This is a genomic window from Oxynema aestuarii AP17, assembly GCF_012295525.1.
Lineage (GTDB): Bacteria > Cyanobacteriota > Cyanobacteriia > Cyanobacteriales > Laspinemataceae > Oxynema > Oxynema aestuarii.
In genome coordinates, this window is sequence record NZ_CP051167.1 from 5,582,870 (window position 1) to 5,608,380 (window position 25,511).

Annotated in this window: 22 protein-coding genes and 1 pseudogene; 15 read left to right on the forward strand and 8 right to left on the reverse strand. The window is 50.2% G+C overall.

Annotation, left to right across the window (positions count from 1 at the left end; all coding sequences use genetic code 11):
* Positions 1–230: 230 nt before the first annotated feature.
* Together HCG48_RS22315 and HCG48_RS22320 are read right to left on the reverse strand one after the other, a co-directional pair.
* Positions 231–1,046 (reverse strand): LmeA family phospholipid-binding protein, encoded by an 816-nt coding sequence (locus HCG48_RS22315; RefSeq protein WP_168571146.1) that lies wholly within the window; start codon positions 1,044–1,046, stop codon positions 231–233.
* A 138-nt stretch (positions 1,047–1,184) separates the two neighbouring features.
* On the reverse strand, positions 1,185–3,527 hold the full coding sequence (locus HCG48_RS22320) for a HEAT repeat domain-containing protein (RefSeq protein ID WP_168571147.1): 2,343 nt from the start codon (positions 3,525–3,527) through the stop codon (positions 1,185–1,187).
* Between HCG48_RS22320 and HCG48_RS22325 the strand changes: the two genes are divergently transcribed.
* The 3 genes from HCG48_RS22325 (at position 3,511) to HCG48_RS22335 (ending at position 5,321) form a co-directional block, all read left to right on the forward strand.
* Positions 3,511–3,735 (forward strand): hypothetical protein, encoded by a 225-nt coding sequence (locus HCG48_RS22325; RefSeq protein WP_168571148.1) that lies wholly within the window; start codon positions 3,511–3,513, stop codon positions 3,733–3,735. The genes HCG48_RS22320 and HCG48_RS22325 overlap by 17 nt on opposite strands.
* Before the next feature lie 379 nt (positions 3,736–4,114).
* Entirely contained in the window at positions 4,115–4,693 is a 579-nt protein-coding gene (locus HCG48_RS22330) for a Uma2 family endonuclease (protein ID WP_168571149.1), read from the forward strand.
* 49 nt (positions 4,694–4,742) lie between these two features.
* The gene (locus HCG48_RS22335) at positions 4,743–5,321 is read left to right on the forward strand and encodes a Uma2 family endonuclease (RefSeq protein ID WP_168571150.1); all 579 of its coding nucleotides are present in this window, start codon (positions 4,743–4,745) and stop codon (positions 5,319–5,321) included.
* Positions 5,322–5,631: 310 nt separating this feature from the next.
* Here the strand turns inward: HCG48_RS22335 and HCG48_RS22340 are convergent, their stop codons facing one another.
* The 4 genes and pseudogenes from HCG48_RS22340 to HCG48_RS26950 all read right to left on the reverse strand — a co-directional run bounded on the left by HCG48_RS22340 (position 5,632) and on the right by HCG48_RS26950 (position 11,356).
* The gene (locus tag HCG48_RS22340) at positions 5,632–7,977 is read right to left on the reverse strand and encodes a WD40 domain-containing protein (protein ID WP_246259694.1); all 2,346 of its coding nucleotides are present in this window, start codon (positions 7,975–7,977) and stop codon (positions 5,632–5,634) included.
* A 52-nt stretch (positions 7,978–8,029) separates the two neighbouring features.
* Positions 8,030–9,961: pseudogene (locus HCG48_RS26710) on the reverse strand (WD40 repeat domain-containing protein); the annotation flags it as partial.
* Between the two features lie 685 nt (positions 9,962–10,646).
* Complete coding sequence (locus HCG48_RS22355; RefSeq protein ID WP_168571152.1) at positions 10,647–11,003, reverse strand: hypothetical protein; 357 nt, start codon at positions 11,001–11,003, stop codon at positions 10,647–10,649.
* A gap of 125 nt (positions 11,004–11,128) precedes the next feature.
* The gene (locus tag HCG48_RS26950; RefSeq protein WP_168571153.1) at positions 11,129–11,356 is read right to left on the reverse strand and encodes a helix-turn-helix domain-containing protein; all 228 of its coding nucleotides are present in this window, start codon (positions 11,354–11,356) and stop codon (positions 11,129–11,131) included.
* Between the two features lie 582 nt (positions 11,357–11,938).
* Here HCG48_RS26950 and HCG48_RS26280 point away from each other — a divergent pair.
* From HCG48_RS26280 to HCG48_RS22410, 10 genes are all read left to right on the forward strand, one after another.
* Positions 11,939–12,190 carry a hypothetical protein gene (locus HCG48_RS26280; RefSeq protein ID WP_246259695.1) on the forward strand — a complete coding sequence of 84 codons (252 nt, stop codon included), beginning with the start codon at positions 11,939–11,941 and terminating at the stop codon, positions 12,188–12,190.
* Entirely contained in the window at positions 12,190–12,483 is a 294-nt protein-coding gene (locus HCG48_RS22370; RefSeq protein ID WP_168571155.1) for a hypothetical protein, read from the forward strand. The genes HCG48_RS26280 and HCG48_RS22370 overlap by 1 nt, the downstream gene beginning before the upstream one ends.
* Complete coding sequence (locus HCG48_RS22375; protein WP_168571156.1) at positions 12,480–12,662, forward strand: hypothetical protein; 183 nt, start codon at positions 12,480–12,482, stop codon at positions 12,660–12,662. Before HCG48_RS22370 ends, HCG48_RS22375 begins: the two co-directional genes overlap by 4 nt.
* A 346-nt stretch (positions 12,663–13,008) precedes the next feature.
* Positions 13,009–14,019: a ParM/StbA family protein gene (locus HCG48_RS22380; protein WP_168571157.1), complete on the forward strand. Its 1,011-nt coding sequence runs from the start codon at positions 13,009–13,011 to the stop codon at positions 14,017–14,019.
* A gap of 38 nt (positions 14,020–14,057) precedes the next feature.
* The gene (locus HCG48_RS22385) at positions 14,058–14,234 is read left to right on the forward strand and encodes a hypothetical protein (RefSeq protein WP_246259697.1); all 177 of its coding nucleotides are present in this window, start codon (positions 14,058–14,060) and stop codon (positions 14,232–14,234) included.
* Positions 14,231–14,518 carry a hypothetical protein gene (locus HCG48_RS22390; protein ID WP_168571158.1) on the forward strand — a complete coding sequence of 96 codons (288 nt, stop codon included), beginning with the start codon at positions 14,231–14,233 and terminating at the stop codon, positions 14,516–14,518. Before HCG48_RS22385 ends, HCG48_RS22390 begins: the two co-directional genes overlap by 4 nt.
* A 108-nt stretch (positions 14,519–14,626) precedes the next feature.
* Complete coding sequence (locus HCG48_RS22395) at positions 14,627–15,724, forward strand: hypothetical protein (RefSeq protein WP_168571159.1); 1,098 nt, start codon at positions 14,627–14,629, stop codon at positions 15,722–15,724.
* Complete coding sequence (locus tag HCG48_RS22400) at positions 15,711–17,156, forward strand: hypothetical protein (protein WP_168571160.1); 1,446 nt, start codon at positions 15,711–15,713, stop codon at positions 17,154–17,156. The genes HCG48_RS22395 and HCG48_RS22400 overlap by 14 nt, the downstream gene beginning before the upstream one ends.
* Positions 17,153–17,776 carry a hypothetical protein gene (locus tag HCG48_RS26285; protein WP_246259699.1) on the forward strand — a complete coding sequence of 208 codons (624 nt, stop codon included), beginning with the start codon at positions 17,153–17,155 and terminating at the stop codon, positions 17,774–17,776. Before HCG48_RS22400 ends, HCG48_RS26285 begins: the two co-directional genes overlap by 4 nt.
* 455 nt (positions 17,777–18,231) lie before the next feature.
* Positions 18,232–18,558 (forward strand): hypothetical protein, encoded by a 327-nt coding sequence (locus tag HCG48_RS22410; protein WP_168571161.1) that lies wholly within the window; start codon positions 18,232–18,234, stop codon positions 18,556–18,558.
* A 579-nt stretch (positions 18,559–19,137) separates the two neighbouring features.
* Here the strand turns inward: HCG48_RS22410 and HCG48_RS22415 are convergent.
* Positions 19,138–19,998, reverse strand: a complete 861-nt coding sequence (locus HCG48_RS22415) for a ribbon-helix-helix domain-containing protein (RefSeq protein WP_168571162.1) — start codon at positions 19,996–19,998, stop codon at positions 19,138–19,140.
* Between the two features lie 589 nt (positions 19,999–20,587).
* The gene (locus tag HCG48_RS22425; RefSeq protein ID WP_168571163.1) at positions 20,588–23,614 is read right to left on the reverse strand and encodes a Tn3 family transposase; all 3,027 of its coding nucleotides are present in this window, start codon (positions 23,612–23,614) and stop codon (positions 20,588–20,590) included.
* Between the two features lie 102 nt (positions 23,615–23,716).
* Between HCG48_RS22425 and HCG48_RS22430 the strand changes: the two genes are divergently transcribed.
* Together HCG48_RS22430 and HCG48_RS22435 are read left to right on the forward strand one after the other, a co-directional pair.
* Positions 23,717–24,364, forward strand: a complete 648-nt coding sequence (locus tag HCG48_RS22430) for a recombinase family protein (RefSeq protein WP_168571164.1) — start codon at positions 23,717–23,719, stop codon at positions 24,362–24,364.
* 377 nt (positions 24,365–24,741) lie between these two features.
* Positions 24,742–25,461, forward strand: a complete 720-nt coding sequence (locus HCG48_RS22435) for a recombinase family protein (protein WP_168571165.1) — start codon at positions 24,742–24,744, stop codon at positions 25,459–25,461.
* Positions 25,462–25,511: the final 50 nt, after the last annotated feature.

The following is a 25,511-nucleotide window of genomic DNA, read 5'->3' on the forward strand; positions in this document are numbered from 1 at the left end:
CACTCACGCTTCGCGTAGAGTGCGGGGCTTCCCGCCGATTCAGCTAAAAAACAGGAATAAATCTACAAACCTGCCGATCTTGGAGGCCATGACTGCCCCCGAGCCAACCCGAAACGGGACAAAAGCAAGATCGATGTTGTCCCGGTGTCTTCGAGGTGATGCCTCGCCATGACAACCCTTTCAAAACTACAACCAATTCCCCCGAATTTCCAGAAAAGCGGCGATCGCCCTCACGGCGAAATGGGCGCACTGGCATCCTGAATTTTGATAAATCCCGCGATTTCGATCGCCTCGTCGGTCATCGAAAATTCTAAAATCCGGGCGAGTAAGCCCCGGTCTTCATATTGTTGCAAGTTGGCCCGTTCTCTAACCGCTTTGGCAATCAATTCGATCGCCTTCGGGGGTAATTCGCGATCGCCGAGTGAGATCTTGGGTTCGACCAGTTCGAGGCGATGTCCGGAAATTACGGCTAAACCGGAATTAACCCGAACTTGCAAACTTTCCCCATCGCGACGATCGCGGATTTCGACTTGGAAGGCGAGGCGATCGTTGCCGAGGAAGTCCAATCGCGGGTTGACGACTTCATAACGATCGCCCTGGGTTTCGGCGGCAGTTCCTTCGGCGATCTGTTCGCCGACGACGCCAACTTGTTCGAGAAAGGCGGGGGACTGAATAAACCGATTGAGGTCGGCTTCCGTCAACACCAAACGCACGGCCCCTTGAAGGGGTTCGCGCAAAAAGAGCGGTAACGATTCGCTTCCTTCTTCGCGCAGGCGATCGAGGTCTACGTTGAGGCGATCGGTTTCCAACTCTAATGTATCGATCCGCAAGTCGGGCGTGAGATATAATCCGCGCCCGGCCACCCGCAGGCGATCGATCTTGCCCCCAAACCAAAGATAGTTGGGGGAATTGTCCATGCGAACGGTCAAATTGTCGGCAGAATGAAGGCCGGAAAGAACGGCTTTCTCGGCGGCGGTATCGAACACGGTGCCGACGGGCGAACCGAGGCCGAGCAGTCCGGCGAGTACGATTGTGAGAAATTCCATAGTTTGGGGAAGTTTTGGGACGCGGGAGCCAAGAGGGGGGAGGGGAGTAGAAAGTCTGGGGTGCGGGCGTCTTGCCTGGTCGATCGGAAACAGAGGCTCTATCGAAAATCTTAAAATCTACAATCTACAATCTACAATCTACAATCCCCACTCTGCTACGATTTTTTCGGCAAACTGGCGAACCGCAGGATCGGTATCTTGGGTCTGGCGATCGCGCAAAATTTGTACGGTTTCGGGACGATCGCCATAGCGATCGCACAAACATTCTAAAGCCGTTTGTCGGGGATTGAGTTTGCCATCTTCCGGCGATTTAAACGGGTCTTGGGTGGCGCGATCGCGCAGAAATTCAAATAATAAACCCTCGTCACTCATGCCTCGGGCGAGATATTGAACGGCGGCATGACGGACGAACGAATCTTCATCTTTAATGGCCCGTTCTTTGAGAAGGGCGATCGTTTCTGGTAGTTCGATCCAGCCGCGAAAGAGTTCTTTAATCGCCGCCAATCGAACGGCCCAATTTTCATCAGATCCGGCACAGTTTTTGAGTATTGAAAATGTTTCCGAATCGTCAAACCATCCGGCAGCCAGTTCTTGCAACGCCACGATCCGCACGTCCCAATCGGGATCGGACTCGACCCGCTCTTGCAGTAAGGTCAGCGTTTCCGGGCGACCGTAATATCCGGTGGCGAGTTCGCTGAGGGCAGCCATTTTAACATCGGAGCTGGAGTCTTCGACGGCCAAGGTTTCGAGGGTTTCGATCGTATCGGTTTCGCCTTTCCAACCTTTGACGAGTTCGTGAAGGGCGGCTTCGCGCACTTGCCAAGCGCGATCGCCCGTGGTGGTACGTTGCAGGAGACTGAGGGTTTCCGGGCGATCGAACCATCCGGTGACCAGTTGCTCGACGGCGGCGATGCGCACCTGCCAATCGGCATCAGTTTGGGTGCGATCGCCCAGCCAGGGGGCGGTGTCGGGGCGATCGCACCCTTGGGCGGCCACGGCTTGCACGGCGCTGACGCGCACTTGCCAGGTTTCCTTGGGCGTCGCGCACTGTTTGAGCCAGTCGAGGCGATCGCCGGGGGTGATTCTCATGCTGGCGATCGCCTCGATCGCCCGTCGGCGCACGTGCCAATCGGCATCGGTAGTGGCGATTTCGCGCAGTAATTTTTCGACCCTTGCTTCGATTTCCGGTCGATTGAGCCATTCGGCGGCCAGTTCGCGGACGATGCTGCGACGCACGCGCCAATCGGCATCTTCCCGGGCGAGGGTTTGCAGGACCGAGAAGGTTTCGGGGCGATCGGGGTAGGTGTGGGCGAGTTCGCGGGCGGCTGTTTCGCGCACGTCCGGTTCGCGATCGCCCGTAGCGAGGGTTTGCAGGAGGGAGAAGGTTTCGAGATCGTCTCGATAATGTTGGGCCAGGGCTTCGACGGCGGCTTCGCGTACCAACCAGTCGCGATCGTCTTTAATCAGGGTTTTGAGTAAGGGTTCGGTGGCGGAATTTTTGGGGGCGTAGGTGGCCAGTCCGCGCAGGGCACTGGCCCGGGTAATGTCGGAACCGGGGGTTTTGGCGAGGGTTTCGAGCCACTGGAGGGTCTCGGGATCGCGGTTCCAGCCTCGGGCGATTTCGTCTACGGCGCTCATGCGGATCGAGTCGTAGGCGTCGGACTGGGCGAGGGTTTTCAGCCAGTGGAGGGTCTCGGGATCTCCGGGAGAGAGGTTGGCGATCGCGCTGACGGCTTTGAGGGCGATCGGGAAGCGACGGTCGGCGACGCCGCGATCGCGTAGGAACGCCGAAGGGGTATCGCACAACTGCCGGAGGCGATCGCGCACGGTGGCGGTGAGGGGAGCCATTTCGGCGCGATCGCCGCGACTGGCGAGGCAGGTGGCGGCGAGGAACAGGTTGAGGAAATTGGCGTTTTCGCCGTCGAGGTGGAGTAAATAGTCGATCAGTTCGCCAGCCAGTTCGCGATCGGCGATCGCCACAATTTCTACGAGAATTTCGTGCCAGGTTTCGTCAAACCAGCGTTCGCCAAAAATCCGAGTTTTGAGGGTTTCGCGGGTTAAACTGTCCTCTACATTCGGACTTTCGAGGCGCTGGCAGACCGATTGGGCGTAGGCGAGCGCTTTCACTTTTTGCAAGTAAGCACGAGCGAGATCGGACCAACTCCACAGATCCGGCAACGGCGGTAAGTGCAGGTCCGCCCAAGATCTGGGAAAAACTTCGAGTTCCAGGGTCGGGCTTTGGGGGGTGAAGGCCGAGAGTAAGGTGGTTTTGACCGACGGGCGATCGAGAAATTTTTGGAATGGTTCGCGATATTGGGCGATCGCCTCCGCCTCCAGCCCCGCATCCTCTAACTCCAACTGCACTAAGTGCAGAAAAATCGTGAAAGCCGCTTTGAGATTTTCCGGCTCCTCTGCCCCCACTATCGGCGGGTCGAGGAGAGGTTGAAACGTCAAACTAACAGCGTTGGCTACTCCCTGCATCGGTGCTTACTCCGCGATCGTCCTCTGCTCATCCGAGTATAGCCCTTCGTCCCGTTCGTGTCGCTATTCGAGCCAGCCCGAACCCCGGACTCCGGACATCCTACTCACCTCCCCCACCCGCCAGAAATTCAGTCACCGGGCGATCGCGATTCCACCGCTTCTTACCTTGCCGACAATAACCGCTTTAAAATATAGCTATCCTCTCTAAGTTGTTTCATCCAGCGATCGTCAGGCATCCCTGTAGGGAAACAGAATTGCCGTATCCCTAAAAATCATGAATTTTACAACAACATTCGTGATAGCCATCTAAGAGACTTTTTATCAAGAAAATCTCAAAGAATCTAGGGGTTTGCTTACCAAACTCCTACAGGATCCTCAAACATGACTCTTAATGTTTATTTTATAAACAATCTCCAAAAGAAATACAGCATTTTCCTCTGCTCTGCAAGACATTTAGATCCCCCTAAATCCCCCTTGAAAAGGGCGACTTTCCTCGTTCCCCCCTTACTAAGGGGGGTTAGGGGGGATAAAAACTATCCCTCATCAGACGCCCGCGTGCTGTAACTTAAAATCACCTCAAAACAAAAATGAATACAATTACAATTGATTTAAATTCAATTACCCCAATTGATGACGAACAATTTTATCAACTTTGTCGCGCCAATCCCGAACTCAAATTTGAACGCAACGCCAATGGAGAAATCCTCATCATGTCGCCGACCGGAGGAGAAACAGGGAATTGCAATATTGAGATTGCCGCCGATTTTGTCTTTTGGAACCGCCAAACCAAATTAGGGAAATTATTCGATTCTTCCACCTGTTTTAAATTGCCAAATGGCGCCAACCGTTCTCCCGATTTGGCTTGGGTGAAGGTGGAGAGATGGGAGGGACTGACGGCGACAGAAAAAGAGAAATTTCCACCCCTTGCACCGGATTTTGTCTTGGAGTTGAAGTCACCCACAGACCGCCTCAGCACTTTACAGGCTAAACTCGAAGAATATATCGAAAATGGGGTGAAATTAGCTTGGTTAATTGACCGAGAAACAGATCGCGTCGAGGTCTATCGAACGGGACGGGATAAGCAGGTTTTCGAGAAACCAGCCACTTTATCTGGAGAAGAAATTTTACCCGGTTTTGTTTTATCTTTTGAGGAAATTTGGAAATAGACTTTTGATTTAAAAGCGAATTTAACTTTTATTTTAATAAATCCAAAAAATGAATATAATTACTCTTGACTTAAAACCGCTTTGTGCGATCGATGACGAACAATTTTATCAACTTTGTCGCGCCAATCCCGAACTCAAATTTGAACGCAACGCCAATGGAGAAATCCTCATCATGTCGCCGACGGGAGGAGAAACAGGAAACTGCAATGCAGAATTATTAATCGAATTTGGCATTTGGAACCGCCAAACCAAATTAGGGAAATTATTCGATTCTTCCACCTGTTTTAAATTGCCAAATGGCGCCAACCGTTCTCCCGATTTGGCTTGGGTGAAGGTGGAGAGATGGGACGGACTGACGGCGACAGAAAAAGAGAAATTTCCACCCCTTGCACCGGATTTTGTCTTGGAGTTGAAGTCACCCACAGACCACCTCAGCACTTTGCAGGCTAAACTCGAAGAATATATCGAAAATGGGGTGAAATTAGCTTGGTTAATTGACCGAGAAACAAATCGCGTCGAGGTCTATCGACCGGGACGGGATAAGCAAGTTTTTGAGAAACCAGCCACTTTATCTGGAGAAGAAATTTTACCCGGTTTTGTTTTATCTTTTGAGGAAATTTGGAAATAGTTATTAAATATACAGCACTCGGGTGTCTGATGAGGGATAGTTTTTATCCCCCCTAACCCCCTTAGAAAGGGGGGGACGAGGGAGAAAAATACTGTAGTTATCCTATGCGAGTCGTGACCTTGATTTCCAACTATTTTAGGATGGCTCTATAGACCTCTAAAAAAGTTGCTGCAAGCTGCTATTTTTCAAGAGATTTGGGGTGATTTTGTTTCATGATGCAAGAGCGATAAGCAAAAAACCCGGTGTCTTCAGATTGTAATTGCAAGTAACTAAACTACCGTAAATAGTCGTCATCACAATTTCAAAAGAATCATTCCTCTAACAAACGTTGTAACTCCTGTTCCGTAAATGGGTTTTTATCGTTACGGAGGGAATAAATCCATTCTTTTCGCCAAAACTGTGCTGAGTTGTTATTAATTGAATCGAGAAATGCTTGGAAATCTTCTATTGCCCCTTCAATGTTTCCCGTCAGCGCTCTTGCCAAACCGCGACTATCTTGATAGACTGCATTTTCTGCTTCTAAACTGACTGCTGTTTCACAAGCAAACAGCACTGCAGCCGCGCGACCTTGGAGCGCACCAAAACGACACAGGGTATTCCAAGAACTAGCCTTTTTTACATTCGGATCGAGATTTTGAGCTTCTTTAAACAAGGCAATTGCTTCATCTATTTCTCCCTTTTTTGCTGATGATTCGCCTTTCTTGAATTTTTCAATGGCAGCCAAGTAGCGAACAGCCATTTCGGGCTGTTTATATTGTTCATCACTGTTGTCGGAAATTAGATCGATATCCGGATTGAGGTTCTGTGCTTCTTTAAATTTGGCAATCGCTTTATCGAGTTGCCCCTCTTTCACTAATTTAGTTCCTTCTTCATGTTTTTTATCAGCCGCGAATTGCTTGGCAACAGTTGCTGCGTCTGTCTCTACTTCTGCAGTGCTCAGATTGAGATCGAGATTAGGGTCGAGAGTTTGCGCTTCTTCAAATCTAGCAATGGCTTCATCGAGGTTTCCCTCCCTCGCTAACGTGGTTGCTTCTCCACGTTTTTTCACAGCAGTAAATTGATTAGCAACTATTTCTGCATCTGTCTCTACTTCTTTAGTATCAGGATTGAGATCGAGATTAGGGTCGAGAGTTTGTGCTTCTTTCAATTTGTAAATTGCTTCATCGCGTTTTCCTTCGAGAACCAAATTTTCGGCTTGTTTGACTAAGGCGGGGACTGCTTTTCGCTGAGAATCGAAAGTTAATTTTAGATTCCACTGTTTTGCTCGCTCGAATTTGTGAATTGCTTCCTCGAACTTTCCTGTTTTAACTAGTTGTTCGCCTTGGGCAACTAGAGAAAGTGCAGATGCTTGCAATCGTTGAGGGTTCTGGCAAGATTCTAATTGACTGAATCGATCTGGTCGGCTAATATTATATTCCTCAAGCCAGGTGCAACCACGGTTTATCAGGTCGGGTAAATTCAGATTCCATAATTTCACGGTACTATCTTCACTGCCAGATACCAAGGTTTTTCCATCCGGGCTAAATGCTAATGCATAAATTGGACCGTTATGAGATAAAAAAGTATGAATTAAAGTACTGTCGGGCTGCCACAATTTCACCGTATTATCGGAACTGCCTGATGCGATAGTTTTGCCATCGGGACTGAAGGCGATTGCATTCACTTCACTAGCATGGCTTTCGAGGGTAGCGATTAAACTGCCATCAAGATTCCACAGTTTGACCATTTTATCCTTACTGCCTGATGCAATGGTTTTGCCATCGGGACTGAAGGCGATTGTATTAATCTCACTAGCATGACCTTCGAGAGTAGCAATTAAACTGCCATCAAGATTCCACAGTTTGACCATTGCGTCTGCACCCCCTGATGCGACGGTCTTGGCATCAGGACTGAAGGAGATCGCATTAATCTTGCTACTATGGCCTTCGAGAGGAAATGAGGTAATAGACTGGCCATCCTTATGCCACACATGTACTTTTTTGTCGGAAGTAGCTGATAACACTTTTCGATCGTCGTCACTAAAAGCTACTGCCAAAATTGAACTCGTATGTTCTGGAAAATTTCTAATTAAGCTACCATCAAGGTTCCAGAGTGCGATCGTTTTATCCGAACTGCCTGATAGGAGAGTTTTTCCATCCGAACTGAATGTTAGTGTGTTAATGTAGTTTTTATGACCTTGTAGAGTCGTGATTAGAGTACCGTCACGCAGCGATAATTTCACTGTGTTATCCCTACCGCCCGATGCAATGATTTCTCCATTTGGGCTGAATGCCACTGACCAAACAGAATCTCCATGAGTTGTAAGGTTAGGAATTGAAGGGGTATTTTTCCGCCAAAACTTCACCGTATTGTTATCACTACCAGAAATAATAGTCTTTCCATCGGGACTAAATCCTACGGTTCTAACTTTATGAGTATGACCTTCGAGGGTTTTAATTAATTTGCCATCAAGTTTCCACAATTTAACTGTTTTATCATCACTACCGGAGACTAAAGTTTTACCATCTGGGCTGAATGCGACTTCTCTAATCGCCAATGTATGAGCTTTGATAGTGTTGATTGAAGTGCCGTCGCGCCGCCACAAATTTATGGTGCCATCCCAACTTCCCGATGCTAATAATTCGCCATTTGGGCTGAATGCGACTATCAACTCCATCTATATGACCCTTGAGGGTTGTAATTAAGGTGCCGTCAGGTCGCCACAATTTCACGGTTTTGTCCGAACTACCTGATGCAATGATTGCCCCATCTGGACTGAATGCTACTGCATAAACTACATCCTTATGACCTTCGAGGGTTGTAATTAAGGTGCCGTCAGGTCGCCACAATTTCACGGTTTTGTCCGAACTACCTGATGCAATGATTGCCCCATCTGGACTGAATGCTACTGCATAAACTACATCCTTATGACCTTCGAGGGTTGTAATTAAGGTGCCGTCAGGTCGCCACAATTTCACTTTCTTGTCCCAACTGCCAGAAGCCAAAATTTCCCCATTCGGGCTGAATGCTACTGCCCTAACTTGATCTGTGTGACCTTCGAGGGTGTTAATTAAGGTGCCATTGGTCTGCCACAACTTCACTGTTTTATCCCGACTGCCTGATGCAATGATTTTTCCATCTGGGCTGAATGCTGTTGCCCAAACCCAATGGGTATGACCTTCAAGACGGTTGAACTCCTCAATGTCATAAACTACTTGTTGCAATGCCATGATGGGATGCATTTGCGTTGCGACAGTATGACCTTGGGCTTCTAAGTCTTGCAATTTTTGGGCAGTTTTTAAAGCTTCGACTAAGGCTTCAATTTTCTGGTTGGAATTAAAAAATTCTCGGCTTTTGAGACTCATGGCTAGGATTTCCGCATTGATTTCCCGGCGTTTGGCGTCTCTCGCGAGAAAAATTGCTGTCGCAGTCGCGGCAGAGAGAGCGAAAATAAAGGTTAAAGCTCCTGCCAAACTGCGTTGCAACAGTTTCACTCGCGCCCGTTCCGCCTGTTGTTTCCCGGCTTCGGCTTCGGCGAGGCGTCGTTCGAGGTCGTAGTGATACCGTTGCCGGATGGGTTCGACGAGGTAATCGTGGACGAGTTGGTAGCAGTCTGCGGCGGCGTCGATCCAGTGTACGACTAAGCCGGAACCGACGAGGACGGTTAAAATCGCGTCTTGCAAGTGAGGGGCTTGAGGTCTGGTCGCCGCGTCTAACTCTAAGGCGGCTTGGAGGTCGGCATAAGTGCGGCTGGGACGGGTGCCTTTGTCGTCGGTTAAGGCGGCGAGGACTTTCCAGGCGGCTTCGATGTTGGGCGGGCCGCAGTCAGCTACTGCGGTTTCCAGCCATCGTTGTACGAGGGTGGTTTTGGGTTCGTCGCCGAGGTGGCGGTAGCGGTCGAGGTCGGTGATGTTCTCGGCTTGCAGTTGGGCGCCGACGATTTGCAGTTCGATGGGGCGGACGGCATCGACTTCGCTGGCGAGGTCGGCGACGACGGCATCGATTAACTCGGGTTGTAAGGACAAATGCGCTCGTTGGCTCAATTCGAGGATGACTTTACGGGCGCTGTCGGCGTCGAAGTTGCCGAGATAGTAACGATATTTGGGGTTTAACAGGTCGCCCCGGATGTCGGCGACTTGGGTAAAGCGCTCGAATTCTAGGAGTTCGTGTAAGTAATCTTGCCTTAAGGAAAGGATGATTTTGACGAGGGGAATGGTTTTGGCGTCGAGGCAGCGTTCGAGAAATTCGTAGAACTGGCGGCGTTGTTTCGGTTGGGGACAAGCTAAGAAAAATTCCTCAAATTGGTCGAAAATTAGCACGGTTAGCCAGTGGTTCGCCCCGTTGCGCCGTAATTGTCCTTCGATCGCCTCCAAACTGTCCCAATGGGCGTCCGGTTGCCCCATGATTTCCGCCAATGCCGCCCCTAATTCTTCTGTCCAGGTTTGGCGATCTCGTTCCCGGTCGGACTGAGGCTGGAATAGCGCACCCATTCCGTCTCGCAGTTCCTTGACCTTATGCCATAAATACGGGTCAGCCTGATCGGGACGTAAGCAAGCTACCCCATTCGGGATGGCTTTAGATGGGGCGCATCCACTGTTACCCCCACACACCGGACAGGGGTTTTGTTTATTGAAACTCCGAAGACTTACCGGGGAGGTCATAGCCCGCACCCTCCGAAGTCGAGTTCAAGTTGCTGGGTTTTCGGTGCTGTTTTGGTTTGGGCGCAACCCTTTAGATCTTCAAATTCAAGCCGCCCCACCTTCCGCCACCAGCGATCGCACCGCAAGCAGTGAAGCGAAGCCGGATAATTGCCCTGGGGGTGGAGTTCCAGGCGAGTCTCGCGGCATCCGCAAGATGCACACCCGTGAATATGGGGAGGTAATTTTTTTAATCCCCGGTATCCCGGTCGGGATTCCAAAGAAGGTGATATTATGTTTTTCATGAGGGTCCTTCGTGGTGGGAGCGACCCTCGCGCTTCAAAAAACCTTAGAAAAAATCTCTTTATTATCCTAGTGGTGCTAAGATAAATCCAGTATTAAATTGATTGATTTTTTCTTTGGGGGTCTCGTGTGGTTGTCGCCAAACAACCAGGAAGCGCGGGGCCTTCTTCCGTTTGTACAGATTGAATTGTACCCCAGAAATCGGGGACTTGGTAATACCTTTTTGTAAATTGTTTCCCGGTTGGGGAAATTTTCACCCTTCATCGCACCAGGGTGAATTTCCCCTTTAACCTTGCCACACCTTATCGGTAGTCTGATTGAGAATTAGTTGCTGTTAGCGAAATATTTGGGGTTTGCACTAATAAAAATCTCAGATTATGCCGTGCGAACCCGGTAAACCAGGGAATCATTGGAGATTTTCTTGAGCTTTTTCTAAGGCAATAGTTAACCCATCGGCTAACCTGACGACCTCGGACTGCACCCCATTACCTGAAAAATCCCCATCACGGAATAGGGCCAACAGGTACCGATCGCGCTCAGTTTCGGAGAATTTCGCCGAGAGGGGGTCCCGGTTCGCGGCTGTATTCGCATAAATGCAGCAAGAAGGAGCGAGTCTGACGATCGCCCCTGGGGATTCTCTATGGAAAATTTTAGTCCAGAGGAGAGCGAGTTGGATCGCCGCGATCGCCCTGTCAGGACTGGCGGCGACTCGTTGGAGTTGACCCGTCGGATGGTGGTGATCGCGTGGTGCAGACCAGACCATCGAAGGGGTTTAGAAGGGTGGGACATCCTCGCCGGGTGTAAGTTGTCAGAATCATTCGGGGGGTCCTTTTTAAATAATCAGTATAAATAAAAGGGCGATCGCAGTTGAGAGGCGATCGCCCCTGGTTAGTCGTTAGCAGTTTTGATAAGGTCCCCCGGTTCGCACTGCAACAGTTCGCAGAGTCGGGTCAGTTTTTCGTGATCTAGTCCTGGCGGGACAATATCCGAATTTTTATATCTACTTGCCGTGGTGCGGCTAACCTCCAAGATTTCCGCGAGTTCCCCTACGCTTACCCTCTTAAGCGCCATCAACGCTCGCAGGTTCCAGTAAATCTCCATAACGGTTGCCATCATATATCATTCCTCTCTGCTATTGTTCCACGGGGCGGGTTATTTGATGTGTTCAGCGAGTCAGCCCGCTCCTTTCATTGTAACCCCTTTGGGTCCTGCTATAATCCACTATATAGGACAAATAACCTTTATAAATTGACAAATATCCCATGCTACGCTACATTAAAATATTGGAACCGACAAGACCCCCAGAGACTCCCGGAGTAACCCGGTAAACCAAATCTTGTCCCTGCGATCGACTCGGAATCCTGCAAAAAAAACGAGACCCCATAGCCCGAAAGCTACAGGGTCCCACCTTACGGGAGATTTCTCCCCCATGAACCGAACATTGACAACCGAATAATCATTTTCATGACCGTATCGGTCTAGTCCTAGGCGCGCCAACGCTTTGGACCGTATTTCAGTTCAAGTAGTTTTTCAACTAACACTATGACTACTCTATCAATTTCAAGCCCCAAGTGCATGGGATTTTACTCCCAGGGACTCCAAGATAAGCTCTATCCCTTTGTTGAGAACGGCCAGAGGCTAACACTTGACGATGCCATCCGCCTGATCCACCTATCCAGCGAAGGTGCTTGGTGGGCGATGCAAAAAGGAATGGACCAGGCGATCGGCCAAATCATGAGTGACCTCGAAGCCGACTCTATGGATTGCGTTCCCTTTGACGGCTTTGATTCCGACGCTGATGAGTTCCGGGCCCTCAAACTCGAACTCACCGAATGGTTAGCCCTAGCCCGGTGGAGTTCGGAACTGGCTGAACTGCGGCTCAATGATTACACCCGAGCCAAAGTCAGCGAGATGGCTGCACAGTCGCCTCCAATCTGGGAGGTACTCTGATGCAACTACCCAACAAGCTGGCCCCCTTTATTCAGCTAGATAACCTCTGCTACGAAGACAAGCTCGACCTCCTAATCGTTGCCACCCAAGCTCTAAAGCAGTGCCACTCTAATAGCCATTACGAAATCGACCTGCTTAACGCCCTCGAAAATTCAGACTGTACGCAGGACGCCTTTGAGGGCATCACCGAAAGTCACGAATTTCTCGAAGTGACCCTCACCGAGGTGGAATGGATCCAGTTCTCCCAGGCTGTTTTAACAGCACTCAAGTTGGTGTTTGAGGTCGCGAAATGAACAACGTTGAGGAGCGAACCATTCATTGGGAGTCGGTCCTGATGGCTACCCCACTCCCCGGCGAATTAGTGACCTATGTCGCCACCATCCTCGTTCAAGATGAAAACTGGGGTTTTGATGCCCGGACCCGTCAGCAGCAGGCTATCATGGCCCGCGCTGCTCAGTCGGTGAGCCTTTAGGAGGTACGCCGATGAGCATTTTCCTTGACATTGGCCTGACCCTCTCCCTCGGTTACCTCTGGTTTCTGGCATCAGTTGCCCGTGCTCCGGACTGCCGAACCGATAGGTGCGATCGCCTGGATCCGAGTGAAAAAAGACCCCTAATTTATCGATCATAACTTGAGGGACATCTTTCACTCCCTAAGTATCTCATCAGCCCTCACAAGACCTGCCTAGGTACTTAGGCCAAAAACTACCTCAAATAACCTCAGATAGCGGGATAGAGATAATTCTGTCCCGCTATTCTATTGGTTCCTTCTTAGACCTATCAAGACCTATACAGACCCATAAGGAGTTATACAGTCCTATGCAACCTTACGCGCTTGATTTAGGCAACGGATACACGAAATTCTCACGCGGCTCAACCCCTCAGATGATGCCCTCCTACATCTGTGAAGCCCTAGATCCATCAGAGTTGTGTGACGACATTGGCTTCGGTGCAATTATCAAATACACCGTCGGAGAGCGCACTGACCTAGCCGGACGAATTTGGGCAGTAGGGGAAGCGGCTAAAACCTCATTCCCAGGCGCTTTCAGTCGAGTCGTTGATAGCGAGAATTCAACCGGGAAAGTTGATTTTGCACTTCATTTTGCACTCGCTGGACTCCCCCCAGTGAGTCACGGCCAATACTTCCAAATTCCGATGATGTATGCCAGTCTGCCTGACCCGGCACTACTGGGAAGCGCCTTCAAACGAGCCATCATCGGCACTCACCGATACATTCATAACGGAGTGGAGGCGAGCGCCACAATCGACGATGTGACCGTACTCCATGAAGGTCAGGGAGCTTTCGTTTATGCCTTATCCCAGGGGGTTTTTCCCAGTGGAACAGCTAACGCGATTATCGACTGTGGGAATGGCACGACAATCGCTCAAGCCTTCAGTCCCAACGGGCATTTAATCCCTAAAAGTCGCACAGTTTCTCAGGTTGGGGTGTTTCATTTGCTCAAGTCAATCGCCTCGGATATCCGGTTCAAAAAAACCCTCGGGAAAGAAGGGAATATTCACCTGATTCAGCAGGCAATCGAGGATGGCTCACTCAGCTACGGCTCCCGGAATATTGACATCAGCAACATCTACCGTGAACACCGCAACCGCTGGGCATCACAAGCCCTCAAGAAAGCCCTCGAAAAGTTTAGCACGATGAAGGATGAAATCGACACCATTTTATTGATTGGCGGTGGCGCAAACATCGTCAAAATCTTAGCCGAAAAGAAAGACTCGATTGAGTTATGCCCGGAGCCTCAGTTAGCCAATGTCTTAGGTTTAGCAAAGTTGGCAGACAAGCGAATCCGTAACCTTCGGAGTGTGGCGTAATGGGCAAAAAATTAACCCTCCGGACTGAGCTTATCCCCTTGGTTGAATCCTTCGCCAGTGCTAAAGGGGACGACTCCCTTGGAGCGGCGATGAATCGGCTGATTTATCTGGGATTGAAAGCTGAAGGATTTATCCCTCATGCCACCCATACAAAAGGTGGCAATACTTCCCCCAACAATGACGACTTAGAAATACTCGGAGTCATTGACTTATGAACTACAAAATTACCACCCTTATTACCTGCATAGTCGGTTCAATGCTCACCATGATCCTCGTCCTCGGTGCGCTTGAACCCCAGGTCGATTCAGCCCGGATGATGACCATTGCCATCTTATGCGGCATAGGGTCAGCTATTGCAAACATAGTGTTTCAACGGCGGCGCTGTCCCCCAGCTTCCGACTCCCTCCAGAGCCTTCTGCGCGGAGGGCGACTTTCACCGGCGCAGCAATTCACCATCCTGGATGCGATCGCCATCTTGGACGAGCGAGAAAAGGCGTAACAACCGGGAAACCAACCACTGTAACCATTGAGATTCCGTGGGTTGGGTTTCAGATGTAACCAACAGATTTAACCAACCCCACCCCCTGAAAAATAGGAGATTAAGCCCATGATGACGCCATTCGGTGGGAGTTATCTGGAGATAGAGGAAGACTTGCCAGACCTCCAAGACTCCCCCGATGAAACATCTAATTTGCCAGATTTGCTCAATCCTCCTCCCCTGGAGGCAGACCCCGCACCCACCGTAAAACCCTCAGTCAATCATGCCCGGTTATGGCTGATTATCGGAACGATAGGGGTGGGGTTAGCCGTTTCAGCCATCGCCCAAAATCAACCCCAATTTAGCCAAATTTCTCTCCCCCAACTCAACCCGCAGACAGGCCAACAAACCCACCAAAAACCTATCTGCCGCGAGGGGGAACAATCGATGGCGGGTTGTATCCCCTTGCCAGCCCTTGACCCGGCTGAGATGAGGCGGAATGAGTTGCTGGCAAAAACCCTGATAGAAACCTCCATGCAGCAGACGGCAATCGACCGGGCAAGGCGGGATAACCTGTTGGCTCTATTCGCACCCAACCATAAAGAGGGAGATTACACTCCCCTGGATATTAAGTTAGTGCGAGAGATGGCTCGACAATCCCAAAACTTGAGGGAATTGGGCCAATTTGAATATTCCGGTGAAGCCTCAATTATTGATATCCCTCGGGTCTACAATTCCGACGCCCGTGCGGTTGTTCTAGCAGCCCTGACCCGGATTGGTGAGCAGAGTTTAGTCCAGTCATTCTTAGCCCAACAACTCCAGACTCTCACCAACGAACTGAACGAGATTTTAGCCCCGACGATGGGGGAAGTAACCGACAGCAACCGCGCCACATTTGAGCGCCTATCCAGCGAGATTGATGCGGTAAACGACGCAATCCGGGCCAGCGCCGGAGGAAATACCCCGGAACCCATCAACCTCGCCTACCTGGCTTCGTTGATGGAGCAACTCACCCTGGAATCAGCCAACCAGTTGAGCCGTGAAGACTATATGCGCCTGCGGATGGAGGCGCGGCAACAGGCCATCACCGAGGAGATGGAACGCCAAAAACAACTCCAGGAGATTGAGCGCATCCGCCAACAAAGCGGGATTGCCCTCCCCAGCAGATCGCGTAGCGTCTCGGAACGAGAATCGCCCACAGGAGGCCCACCTGATGAGCCGAACTAAACCTGACCCGCTGACAACCCGCCAGCTAGGTTTACTCCTAGCGGCCACTTTATTTAGTGGGTCCATCGCTGCCTGGATTGCCTCCCTCACTCCCCAAACCACTTCGGCAGTGCGCCAAACTCAAGGGGCCATTGATGTACTCACCGAACGGACCCCGAACGACAACTGGGGATTTTTTCTGGGGACCTCCATCGCCTGCCTCGCGGGAGGAAGTTTGATTCTCAGCCGCAAGGAATTTTTTGACCCCTCCACCCTCCGGGATGACGCCATCAGCACCATCCTTGCCTTGACTTCCCACTCGAATTACCTACTCGCGGGAGGTCTCCAAGCTACTGCCAAAATTGCCCTGACCTCACCCCCAGCGAAAAAAGGGAAAGAGGTGGTCTTGCGTGTCATCCCTCCGCAGTTGAAAAGCGCGGCTGAGAAGTTGAGTGGCGATCGCAAATGGTTCGTGGAGTGGGCTGGATTCCGGAAGGGGTTAGGCGGTCAATCCTGGCAGTGCAACTTCGTTGTGGGCTTGCCTGGGAGCGGCAAAACCACCGTGGTCAACGAGATTATCGTCGGGTTCATCCGCTTTAGTGAAGGCACTGGGCAGCTTCGGATATTCGACATCAACTACGGCAAACCCGATGACTCGGGGCGAGTAAATACCTGGATGGGTTTACCCCTGAATCAAATAGTAGAGGCCCAATTTGACCGCATCCATGCGGGGATTAATGCGGTCTGGGATGAGTTGGAAAAGCGCCGTCAGCAAGCAATTAAAGTCGCGAGTGATGGGGGCAAGCAAACCCTCAACTTCACCCCCCTGCTCTGTGTTATCGACGAGTTGCCCGCACTCATGAACACCGCCAAGCAGCATGAGGTGGATGAGGAGATTAAGGAGAAGATAGCCGACATCCTGACAATGGGGCGCGGTTACCGGGTCAAGCTCCTCCTCATCTCCCAGATGCTCGCCGTTGGCTCGGTCGCCCTGACTAAGGCTCAACAGCAACAAGTTAACAAGTTAATCCTGGGGACATCCGCCCTTGACGCCGACATCATCAACCGCATCCCCGGGACTGCCCAAGATTTGAGAGGGGAAATCGAGCCTTTACTAAAACAGAAAAAGCGGGCTTGTGTGGTGCAGTTTGGCGCATCACTCCCCGAGGTTAGAGTCATCCCAGAAATCGACATCAAAGCTCACCGGGTAAGGGTTTGCGCTACTGACCCGGACGAGGTTTGGTGGCGTGAAACCTGGACGGGAGAGACCCGAAAGCGGGTAGAAGAACTCGCCCGAAGTTACGCCAATGGCGAGATTAAATCGCCTCTAAAGGGGGAAGTTATCTCGCTGTTCAATATCACCAACATGAGTAGAGACGAGCGTTACAAGCGCTTTGTTAGCCCCGTCTGGAACGAGTTAGTTAATCAACATAAAACGGAGCAAAAACCATGATTAAAAATGTAGGCACGGCCATCATTGGCGCGGGTGCAATTTGGGTTCTTTGGAGTCCGCTCATTGCCCCAATCGGGCGGGGGATGTTTACCCAGCGAATCAATCCCTCTCGCAATGCTTCCCCTGATAGTGTGGTGCAGTTTTTTAGTGCGGGGACTGCGAACATGATTGGTAAGGGTTTTGAGAACTATGATACCGAAAACCTCGGACGACGGTTTGACGAACCCAACCCTCAGATTCGCTTACCGGGTGATGATTTATGGCTCACAGACCCACGCCGTTATATCCCCTTTTTGCGCCCCAACCCCCAGCAACCGCAACAACAGCAGCGGAATTTATCGCCCCATAACCAGGTAGTCACCCCGAACGAAAACTGCCCACCGGACCAGCAATGGATTGATGCCACGGAACCCGACAAAAACCCAGATCAACCGAACCGACTCCAGGCGATCGCCACCGAACCCAACAAAACCCCAACTCAACCGCACCTCCGTTGTCCCCTACGTTATCTGGACCGACTCCAGGCGATCGCCAACTTCCTCAACAAAACCCCCTATCAACCGGACCTGAGTTGTCCCCGGCGTCAGCCTCACCCACTCAATCCAAACCGGACATCTTGAATGAGGAGGAATATCATCAATGGTCCCGCCAGGTTGCGCCCGTCCTCAATACTTACCTCCAGCACCGAGGGATTCCAGTTATCGAAGGCAACCGCTTCCGGACTTATAAGCGCGGTCAATACCTCGTTTTGGAATATCGGGATGACTCCAGAACACTGATGATTGCCCATAACAGTGACTCGGGTTCCTGGGAGATTCCGAACTGTTTCGCGGTTAAGCGGACCACTGCGGAGCACATTTTGTCACAGTTACTCCCGGCCATGCAGCGCACTATGAGGCTCAGTCATCCGAGTATCTCAGGCAAGTCTCCAACAGATCCGCCCACACCTCAACCCTCTCAGTCTCAAATCGCAACACCGTCACCAACGCCCTCATCAACCCCAACCTCAACGCCAACACCATCACCCACCCCGTCCCCACCCTCTGTCCTGAATGAGCAGGAATATCAACAGTGGGTGAATACCGTGGCTCCATTCCTCAATACTTACCTGAAGCACCGGGGTGTGCGGATGTTCTCCGGCGATCGCTTCCGGACTTACAAGCGGGGTCAGTACCTCGTTTTGGAATATCGGGATGGTTCGGGCACTCTGATTATTGGCCGACCCACTGGCAACGGGTCTTGGGAGACTCCCAAACAGTTTCCGGTCAAGGTCAAACGCGAGGACGCCAACTATATTGTGGAACGGTCTATCCCGCTGATGCAGGAAGATATCAGGCAACGTCAACAACGTTATAGGCCATCGAAACGCTCTCGTTCTAACCAACTGGATATCTCGGATTGAGGCGATCGCGGCATGGTGTTTTCGTACCCTTGAAGTCTCCTTGAGGCGATCGCACCCGGGTCATCCAAACCCAGCCACCGGCTTACTGAGTACCTGGTCTAGTTTTAGTCTACACTGCTGTCTACTATCATGCCCGGTAATTGTAAGCGCCCACCTCAAACCCCTAGGATAATCCGGGTCCATCCCCTGTCTACAATTTTGTCTATTATAGGGAGCAAACCCGAGTGTAGTCCCCGTCTATAACCTTGTCTACTTCAGGGCTGTTCCCCGCCAAATTTTCCGCCTATAACCTTGCTAAGGGAGTCAATCCAAGTCTAGCCTCTGTCTATCCCCTGCCTAGACTACTATGGGTCACCGGGGTCAACACGGGTCTAACTGCTGTCTACAATCCCGTCTATCTCAGGGGGCCAACAAGGGTCTAGTTTTCGTCTACAATCCTGTCTATCCTAGCGGTCGAGATTGGTCTACCTCTTGTCTATCCTAGTGGGTGATATCGGTCTAGTTCTTGTCTACAACCCTGTCTAGTTTAGGGAGCCAACAACAGTCTAGTTTTCGTCTATATCTTTGTCTACAAATGCCCTAACCCTTTGGCTCAACGGGATAGTAGCGCTCTTTTTGATAGCTCCAGGCGATCTCTTCCGGGTCCTGTTGGCTGGTCCATTTGGCAAAGGCGTTCGTGCCTTTTTTCTTGCGGTTGGTGGTAATGCTCGACGGGCTGACTGACAACCGTTTTGCCAACTCCCGGCCACTGAGTCCTTGAGTGCGGAAATCTCCCGCCGCGTCTACTCCCTGCTTAGATTCCTGGGAACGGCTGAGATCGCCCCCGGTTGCTTCCTCCAAGCCCAATTCTCCAGAAGTCGCCTGAACCTCACCCTCAACCGCATCATCACCCGAGTCTCCCGCCGCCTCTACAAAGCGCTCAGATTCTGGGGAAGCGTGGCGATCTCGAACGGTTACTTCCTCCAACTCCAACTCTGCCGAAGTTGCCTGAATCTCTCCTTCAACTGGCGCATCACCCGAGTCTACCAGCGAGTCTACCTGCCCGTCTACATCAACCCGGGCCACCTCATCTACTGGTGCATCACCCGAGTCTCCCGGCGCGTCTAGCCCGTCTACCGGCGCGTCTACATTCTCATCTACATCAGAAGCAGACAGCCGTATTTCCAATGCTTTCAGGCGTTCCTCAAGGGTGCGAGTTACCCCCAGAATCGCCTGCTCAACCGCAGCGTCTACAAGGGATTGAACAGTCGCCGTCGTCTGAGGGGATGGCGGTTCTATTCCCAGGTACGCCTCAATCGCTTGGACAATAAATTCGCTGCGACTCGTATCCTGCCGTGCCTGATCAATCTGGGCCAACAGTTGGGGAGTGGTCCGGACATTCACCTGGGCGCGTCCCGATTTGGATGACTTCGCCTCGGCTTTTTTTGAGGGTCGGCTCATGTTTTTTCCTCTATTTTGAATAGTCTACACTGAATCTACTATGAGTCTACGCTGAATCTATCATCAGTCTACAGTGAATCTACCCTCAGTCTACAATAAATCTATCATCAGTCTACAGTGAATCTACCCTCAGTCTACAATAAATCTATCATCAGTCTACAGTGAATCTACCCTCAGTCTACAGTGAATCTACCCTCAGTCTACAATAAATCTATCCTCAGTCTACACTGAATCTACCCTCAGTCTACACTGAATCTACACCTAATCCGACATTGCTCCCCTAGAATTTTTCACTCCACTCTACTCCTCCGGCTGCAACCCCTAGTTTGGCTGTGGGGGGAAGCGGCACATCCCCTTCAAGTGTAGACAAACAAGTAGACTACTATTCAATCCTGTAGACGTTCGTTTTCTTCTTCCAACTCGGTGAGCCGTAACCGGAGTTCAGCCAGCGCCATCCCGATTTTCTCCTCCAATTCGTTGATGCGGTTGTTGAGCCGGTTCGACTCCCTTGCATCCAAATCCTCATCGCAAAGGGGCAAACGGGGTTTGAATAGCAACCATGCAGAAACTTACGCTAAGGCTAAAAGCCTTACATACAAGGGGTTTCACCCCATGTTTCTGGGAAATCATTGAGGTCACGTAAGGGACGCATCCCTCCATCAAGCAACTCCGAAGGCAAATTAAAGTGATAGCGACCCAGCATATTGATATGAGAATAGGCCAGAGGAGATAGCCGAGCAATATCTTCTGCCTTGACCAGTGTTCCTTGAAGGCGTAGATGATTCAAGGCGGTATTCATGTAATAGGTATTCCATAAAACCAGCACATTAACCACCAAACCTAAAGCTGATAGCTGCTCTTCCTGACCTTCTCGATAGCGTTGGCGTACCTCTCCTCGACGACCATAAAATATCGCTCTAGATAAACTATGACGACCTTCTCCCCGATTTAATTGAGTAAGGATGCGACGGCGATAAGCCTCATCATCGACATAGTTCAACAAATACAAAGTCTTGGCAACTCGTCCTAATTCCCCAATTGCCTTGGCTAAAGTAGAAGGCTTTTTTCCTAATTGCAAAGCTCGCATAATTTCTTGAGCGCTGACAGTTCCCAACTTCAATGAACCAGCTACCCGGAGCAAATCATCCCAGTTCTGCTCAATTAAGTGTGTCTTGACCCACTGTCGTGCTAGTTTATCGAGAACTCCGTAATCAGCATTTGTATCAAGTCGCCAAAATCGAGCCTCCCCTACGTCTGCTAGACGAGGACTAAACTGATAACCTAACAACCAAAACAACCCAAACACCACATCGCTGTAACCAGAAGTATCTGTCATCAGTTCTTTAGGTTGTAGGCTAGTTTGTTGCTCTAATAATCCCACCAAAACAACCAGAGAATCCCGCAGCGTTCCTGGCACAACCAGACCATGAAAGCCCGTAAACTGATCGGAGGTAAAGTTATAGTAAGTAATGCCTCGTCCCTGACCAAAGTATTTACTGTTTGGCCCAGCGTTCAAAGTTCGTACAGGCACCACAAAGCGCAAACCATCGGCTGAAGCCACTTCGCCACCTCCCCAATTTTGAGCGAGAGGAATTTGGGCCTGGGTATCAACCAGCCGCGCATTAGCTCGGACAAGAGTTTCGGGGCGAATATAGTTTTGCTCTACCCAAGTGAGCCGAGAACGTGTTAAAGCCGGGAGATCTGGACGTACCAAGGGAGTCAATCCAATATTGCAAGCTGAAGCAATTAACACAGCACAAATACTGGTGGATAAGTCTCTCACCCTGGCGAAACTTTCATTGATGTGGATGAACTCATCCATAAACCCAGTTTTGACTTGGATTTCCAGCAAGACTTCTGGTAAATCGACATGGGGAAGCAACGATTCAACTTGCTGTTTGAGGAGAAGGTAACTATCGGGTTCTTCCAACTTATCCAGATTGCTGATAGTTAGAGTTTCACGCCCTTTGGTAACTTCAATTCTGACGGCAGCATTATTAGGTAAATTGTTGGCAGTCCGAGAGTAAGCTTCATCCAATTGTTGTCTAAGGACATTCAGTTCCTCGACAGGAGTTGGGTTAAGATTTAAAGCTCGACAGACGTGAGACCGAGCTGATTCCCAAGCACGACCCTGTAACAATTTAGCTTGAGGATTACTCCAACGCTCAGAAGGACTTACGAATAAGTCTCGACGACGAAGCCCTTCAACTAATTGCTCTAAGACACAAAAAGTATAGGCGCGACGGTCAATTCTACCATCAGAAAGAACGACCCACCGTCCCCAACTTTTGCTCACGACTTGAAGCGGTGCAGCCTTCATATCTGGCTTGGTTTGTCCCTCAATCGATTGGAGAAAACGCCAAGCGGCTAAGATAGGCTGACCCGCTTTGTTAGCCAAAAATTCAATCGTCAAGAGTAGGGTAGGAAGAAAACACCGAGCCTGTCGCCAACGTCCCAACAATTCCTGATAATAATTATGGTCGGGAGGTCTTGCCAACTCTTCAACTTGAGTTACTGCCTTGGTCAATTGGTCTTTGGTTAGGAGCCTCCATACTTTTTCTCGCACCTTCTCATCATCGCAGTTAGGGTCAAGTAAAACTCGACCCACTTGGGAAAGTTGTAGAGCCGCTGCATCTAAATCTTTGAGCGTCCGGAGGCGTTCTTTCTTTCCCTCACGCGCTGAGCAGGAGAGTAAATCTTTGACGAGTAACTCTAACACATCAAGTGCATCATCCGTAGCGATCGCTTCCATGACATAAGCGAAAGCAACCAGAGTGGCAAGGCGTCTTGAAGAGGGCATTCGTGCGATTGCCTGCGCTCTTACCGTTAAGGCAGTTCTGGATAAAGCTTTCAATTGAGTGGGTGGAATTTTAGCGACGGGAAGCTGCCTGATTCCTAGAGAACGAATGGTTACTAAGCGATTCAAAGCATTTACTAGAGCTGAAGAACTGGTCCGGGTTGGCGAGCGCCGTAACTGCTCCAGAAGAGTGGGTCTCATTTTTTCATTGACGAAAAGTAAAGCTTCTAGTTGATTGGTTTGCTCGGCATTAGGTAGTTTTGACAACAAAAGCCACAGACGCTTGGCGACCCGCTCACGCACACTGGAAATCAGCCGAACTAATACACTCACTCCCGGCAGAAGAATTTTGTTTTCAACCAATCGAGCTGTGGTTAGATCGAATAAAATACTTGGACTTTCGTCACTGACCCAAGCTCGTTCGTAAAGCCAACGAACTAATCGCCAGTGAAAGGGTTGCTCGCTGAAATCTCGATAGGCGTAGTGCAGTTTAATGGCTTGTGCGTGTTCCCAATGAGTTGTGGGTCGTTCCAAATAGCGGGGTAAACAGTTCTTATTGGTGATATCCAACTGGGCTGCCAGATCGGCAATGACAACTTGAGGGACATCAATAGGGTTGGTCAGGAACGTTCCTAGAAAGCGAACTGTACAAAGCTGTATCGCGAAGCCCAAGCGGTTATGGTCTCCACGGCGTTTGTTCACTAACTGTCGGGCTGTATCGTCTAAATGGAAATAGCGAGCGAGCTGAACTGGCGTTGGGTCTCCCACATACCGTCCATAACTTTGTTGCTGTTCCTCCGTCAGAAATCGTATCGACATTCTGTGACTGGCTGTTTGTACCCGTAAGACTATAATCTATTTGGTACACTGAAAGGGAACGATAGCATTAGGGTTTTCACTCTTGTTTCACAGAGGGATTAATTGGTACAAAAAGTTGCTATCTACTGTCGGGTTTCGACTTCTGACCAGTCCTGTTCTCGCCAAGAACGTGACTTGGTTGCTTATGCTGAATTAGCTGGCTATCAAGTGGTTGGGATTTGGAAAGAAACGGCTTCTGGGAGTAAGCATCGCCTATTACAAAGAGACCAGATCCTGAAGTTAGCTCAAGCTCGTGCCATTGATGCGGTGCTGGTCACTGAACTGACTCGCTGGGGTCGCAGCACTTTAGATTTGATTCATACATTGCAGGATTTAGCTCATTGGCGAGTCTCGTTGATTGCTCAAACTGGAATTGAGTTTAGTTTAGACACGCCTCAAGGTAAACTGATTGCCAATGTTATGGCTACTCTGGCTGAGTTTGAGCGCGATTTAGTTCGAGAGCGGGTGCGTTCAGGTTTGGCTGCGGCTAAGGCACGTGGAGTTAAGTTGGGTAGACAGCCTGGGCAACGGGTGAAAGCTGACCGTTTAGAGAACAAGGTTTTGCTTCTGGTTGAGCAAGGTCACTCCTATCGGGCGATCGCCAGACAGCTTCATCTGAGTAAGACTACAGTTAATGACATTGTGAAGCGACATAGGCAAAAAACCGCTCCATCTTTGACTGGCATAAGCACAGAAGATTCTGAAAGCTAGAAGTATTACCCAGTAAGGATTTCAGCCTTAGCGTAAGTTTCTGTACGATTGCTACTCAAACGCCCAAACCCTGAGCAAGGCACTGGCGAATAAAGATGGAAATCTGCTCCGTGGCAGTGGTCCCCTCATCCTGGCAAAGGGCCACAAAAGATTGCCACTCCTCCGGATCCATTCGGAGTGAAATCGGTTTTCGGGTCATAACTTTTCGTTTCCCACGTCAATCCAGTATTGCCAATACAAGCGTATTACAAAAAAAGGGAATTGCCGATACAGGGCCTTGGGGGACTGGGGGCCTTTGAGGTGGGTTCTACTAGATTTAAGGTAAACTGGTGTAAATAAGGGACCCTTATTTACACACAAGAGGAAAGGTAGGGGCCATGACGAAAGGTTTTGATAACAGTACAGTAATCTATATTCGGGTATCCACCGATGAGCAAGCGAAAGAAGGGGTCTCTATCCCGGCCCAGGTAGAAAAACTGACGGCCTACTGTAAACAAGCGGGTCTCAGGGTAGTCTCCACGATTATTGACGATGGAGTCAGTGCGGGGAAGTTTCTGAGCACTCGTCCTGGGGGTAGCCAGTTGGTTGAGTTGGTCCGGTCGCGCCAAGTCAAAAATATTGTGGCGGTCAAGCTCGACCGTCTGTTTCGGAGTGCCGCCGATGCCCTCACCAGCGTTGACAATTGGGATAAGCTGGGGGCATCGCTCCACCTCTTAGACTTCAATGGGATGAGCTTGGATACGTCCAGCCCGATGGGGAGGATGATGTTGACGATGATCGCGGGCTTCGCGGAACTCGAAAGAAATCTCTGTAAACAACGGACTAAAGACGCTATCCAACATAAGAAAGCGAGTAAGCAGAAGTATTGCCGGAGTGTTTACGGGTATCAAACTTTAGAAGATGGAACAATGGTTCCAGACGCATCTGAGCAAGAGGCGATCTGCATAATCAAGATGATGCGATCATCGGGTGCAAGTCTTCGAGCTATCTGTTCTAAGCTCACCGAACTCGGTTACAAAACCAAGCGTGGCGGGGTTCAATGGTATGCCGCTACTATTAAGGGAATCCTAGAAAATGATATCCACCAACTAGCTTAAAACATGAGCAATTTAGAAAAGGACATCATAGAAGCCTTAAGGGGTAAGGA

Coding starts and splice junctions, on each gene's coding strand:
- HCG48_RS22380 (WP_168571157.1), top strand. CDS start 13,009: ATGCAACCTTACGCGCTTGATTTAGGCAACGGATACACGAAATTCTCA.
- HCG48_RS22435 (WP_168571165.1), top strand. CDS start 24,742: ATGACGAAAGGTTTTGATAACAGTACAGTAATCTATATTCGGGTATCC.
- HCG48_RS22375 (WP_168571156.1), top strand. CDS start 12,480: ATGAACAACGTTGAGGAGCGAACCATTCATTGGGAGTCGGTCCTGATG.
- HCG48_RS22330 (WP_168571149.1), top strand. CDS start 4,115: ATGAATACAATTACAATTGATTTAAATTCAATTACCCCAATTGATGAC.
- HCG48_RS22395 (WP_168571159.1), top strand. CDS start 14,627: ATGATGACGCCATTCGGTGGGAGTTATCTGGAGATAGAGGAAGACTTG.
- HCG48_RS22400 (WP_168571160.1), top strand. CDS start 15,711: ATGAGCCGAACTAAACCTGACCCGCTGACAACCCGCCAGCTAGGTTTA.
- HCG48_RS26950 (WP_168571153.1), bottom strand. CDS start 11,356: ATGATGGCAACCGTTATGGAGATTTACTGGAACCTGCGAGCGTTGATG.
- HCG48_RS22390 (WP_168571158.1), top strand. CDS start 14,231: ATGAACTACAAAATTACCACCCTTATTACCTGCATAGTCGGTTCAATG.
- HCG48_RS22340 (WP_246259694.1), bottom strand. CDS start 7,977: ATGGAGTTGATAGTCGCATTCAGCCCAAATGGCGAATTATTAGCATCG.
- HCG48_RS22320 (WP_168571147.1), bottom strand. CDS start 3,527: ATGCAGGGAGTAGCCAACGCTGTTAGTTTGACGTTTCAACCTCTCCTC.
- HCG48_RS22315 (WP_168571146.1), bottom strand. CDS start 1,046: ATGGAATTTCTCACAATCGTACTCGCCGGACTGCTCGGCCTCGGTTCG.
- HCG48_RS22415 (WP_168571162.1), bottom strand. CDS start 19,998: ATGAGCCGACCCTCAAAAAAAGCCGAGGCGAAGTCATCCAAATCGGGA.
- HCG48_RS26285 (WP_246259699.1), top strand. CDS start 17,153: ATGATTAAAAATGTAGGCACGGCCATCATTGGCGCGGGTGCAATTTGG.
- HCG48_RS22355 (WP_168571152.1), bottom strand. CDS start 11,003: ATGGTCTGGTCTGCACCACGCGATCACCACCATCCGACGGGTCAACTC.
- HCG48_RS22335 (WP_168571150.1), top strand. CDS start 4,743: ATGAATATAATTACTCTTGACTTAAAACCGCTTTGTGCGATCGATGAC.
- HCG48_RS26280 (WP_246259695.1), top strand. CDS start 11,939: ATGCAAAAAGGAATGGACCAGGCGATCGGCCAAATCATGAGTGACCTC.
- HCG48_RS22425 (WP_168571163.1), bottom strand. CDS start 23,614: ATGTCGATACGATTTCTGACGGAGGAACAGCAACAAAGTTATGGACGG.
- HCG48_RS22370 (WP_168571155.1), top strand. CDS start 12,190: ATGCAACTACCCAACAAGCTGGCCCCCTTTATTCAGCTAGATAACCTC.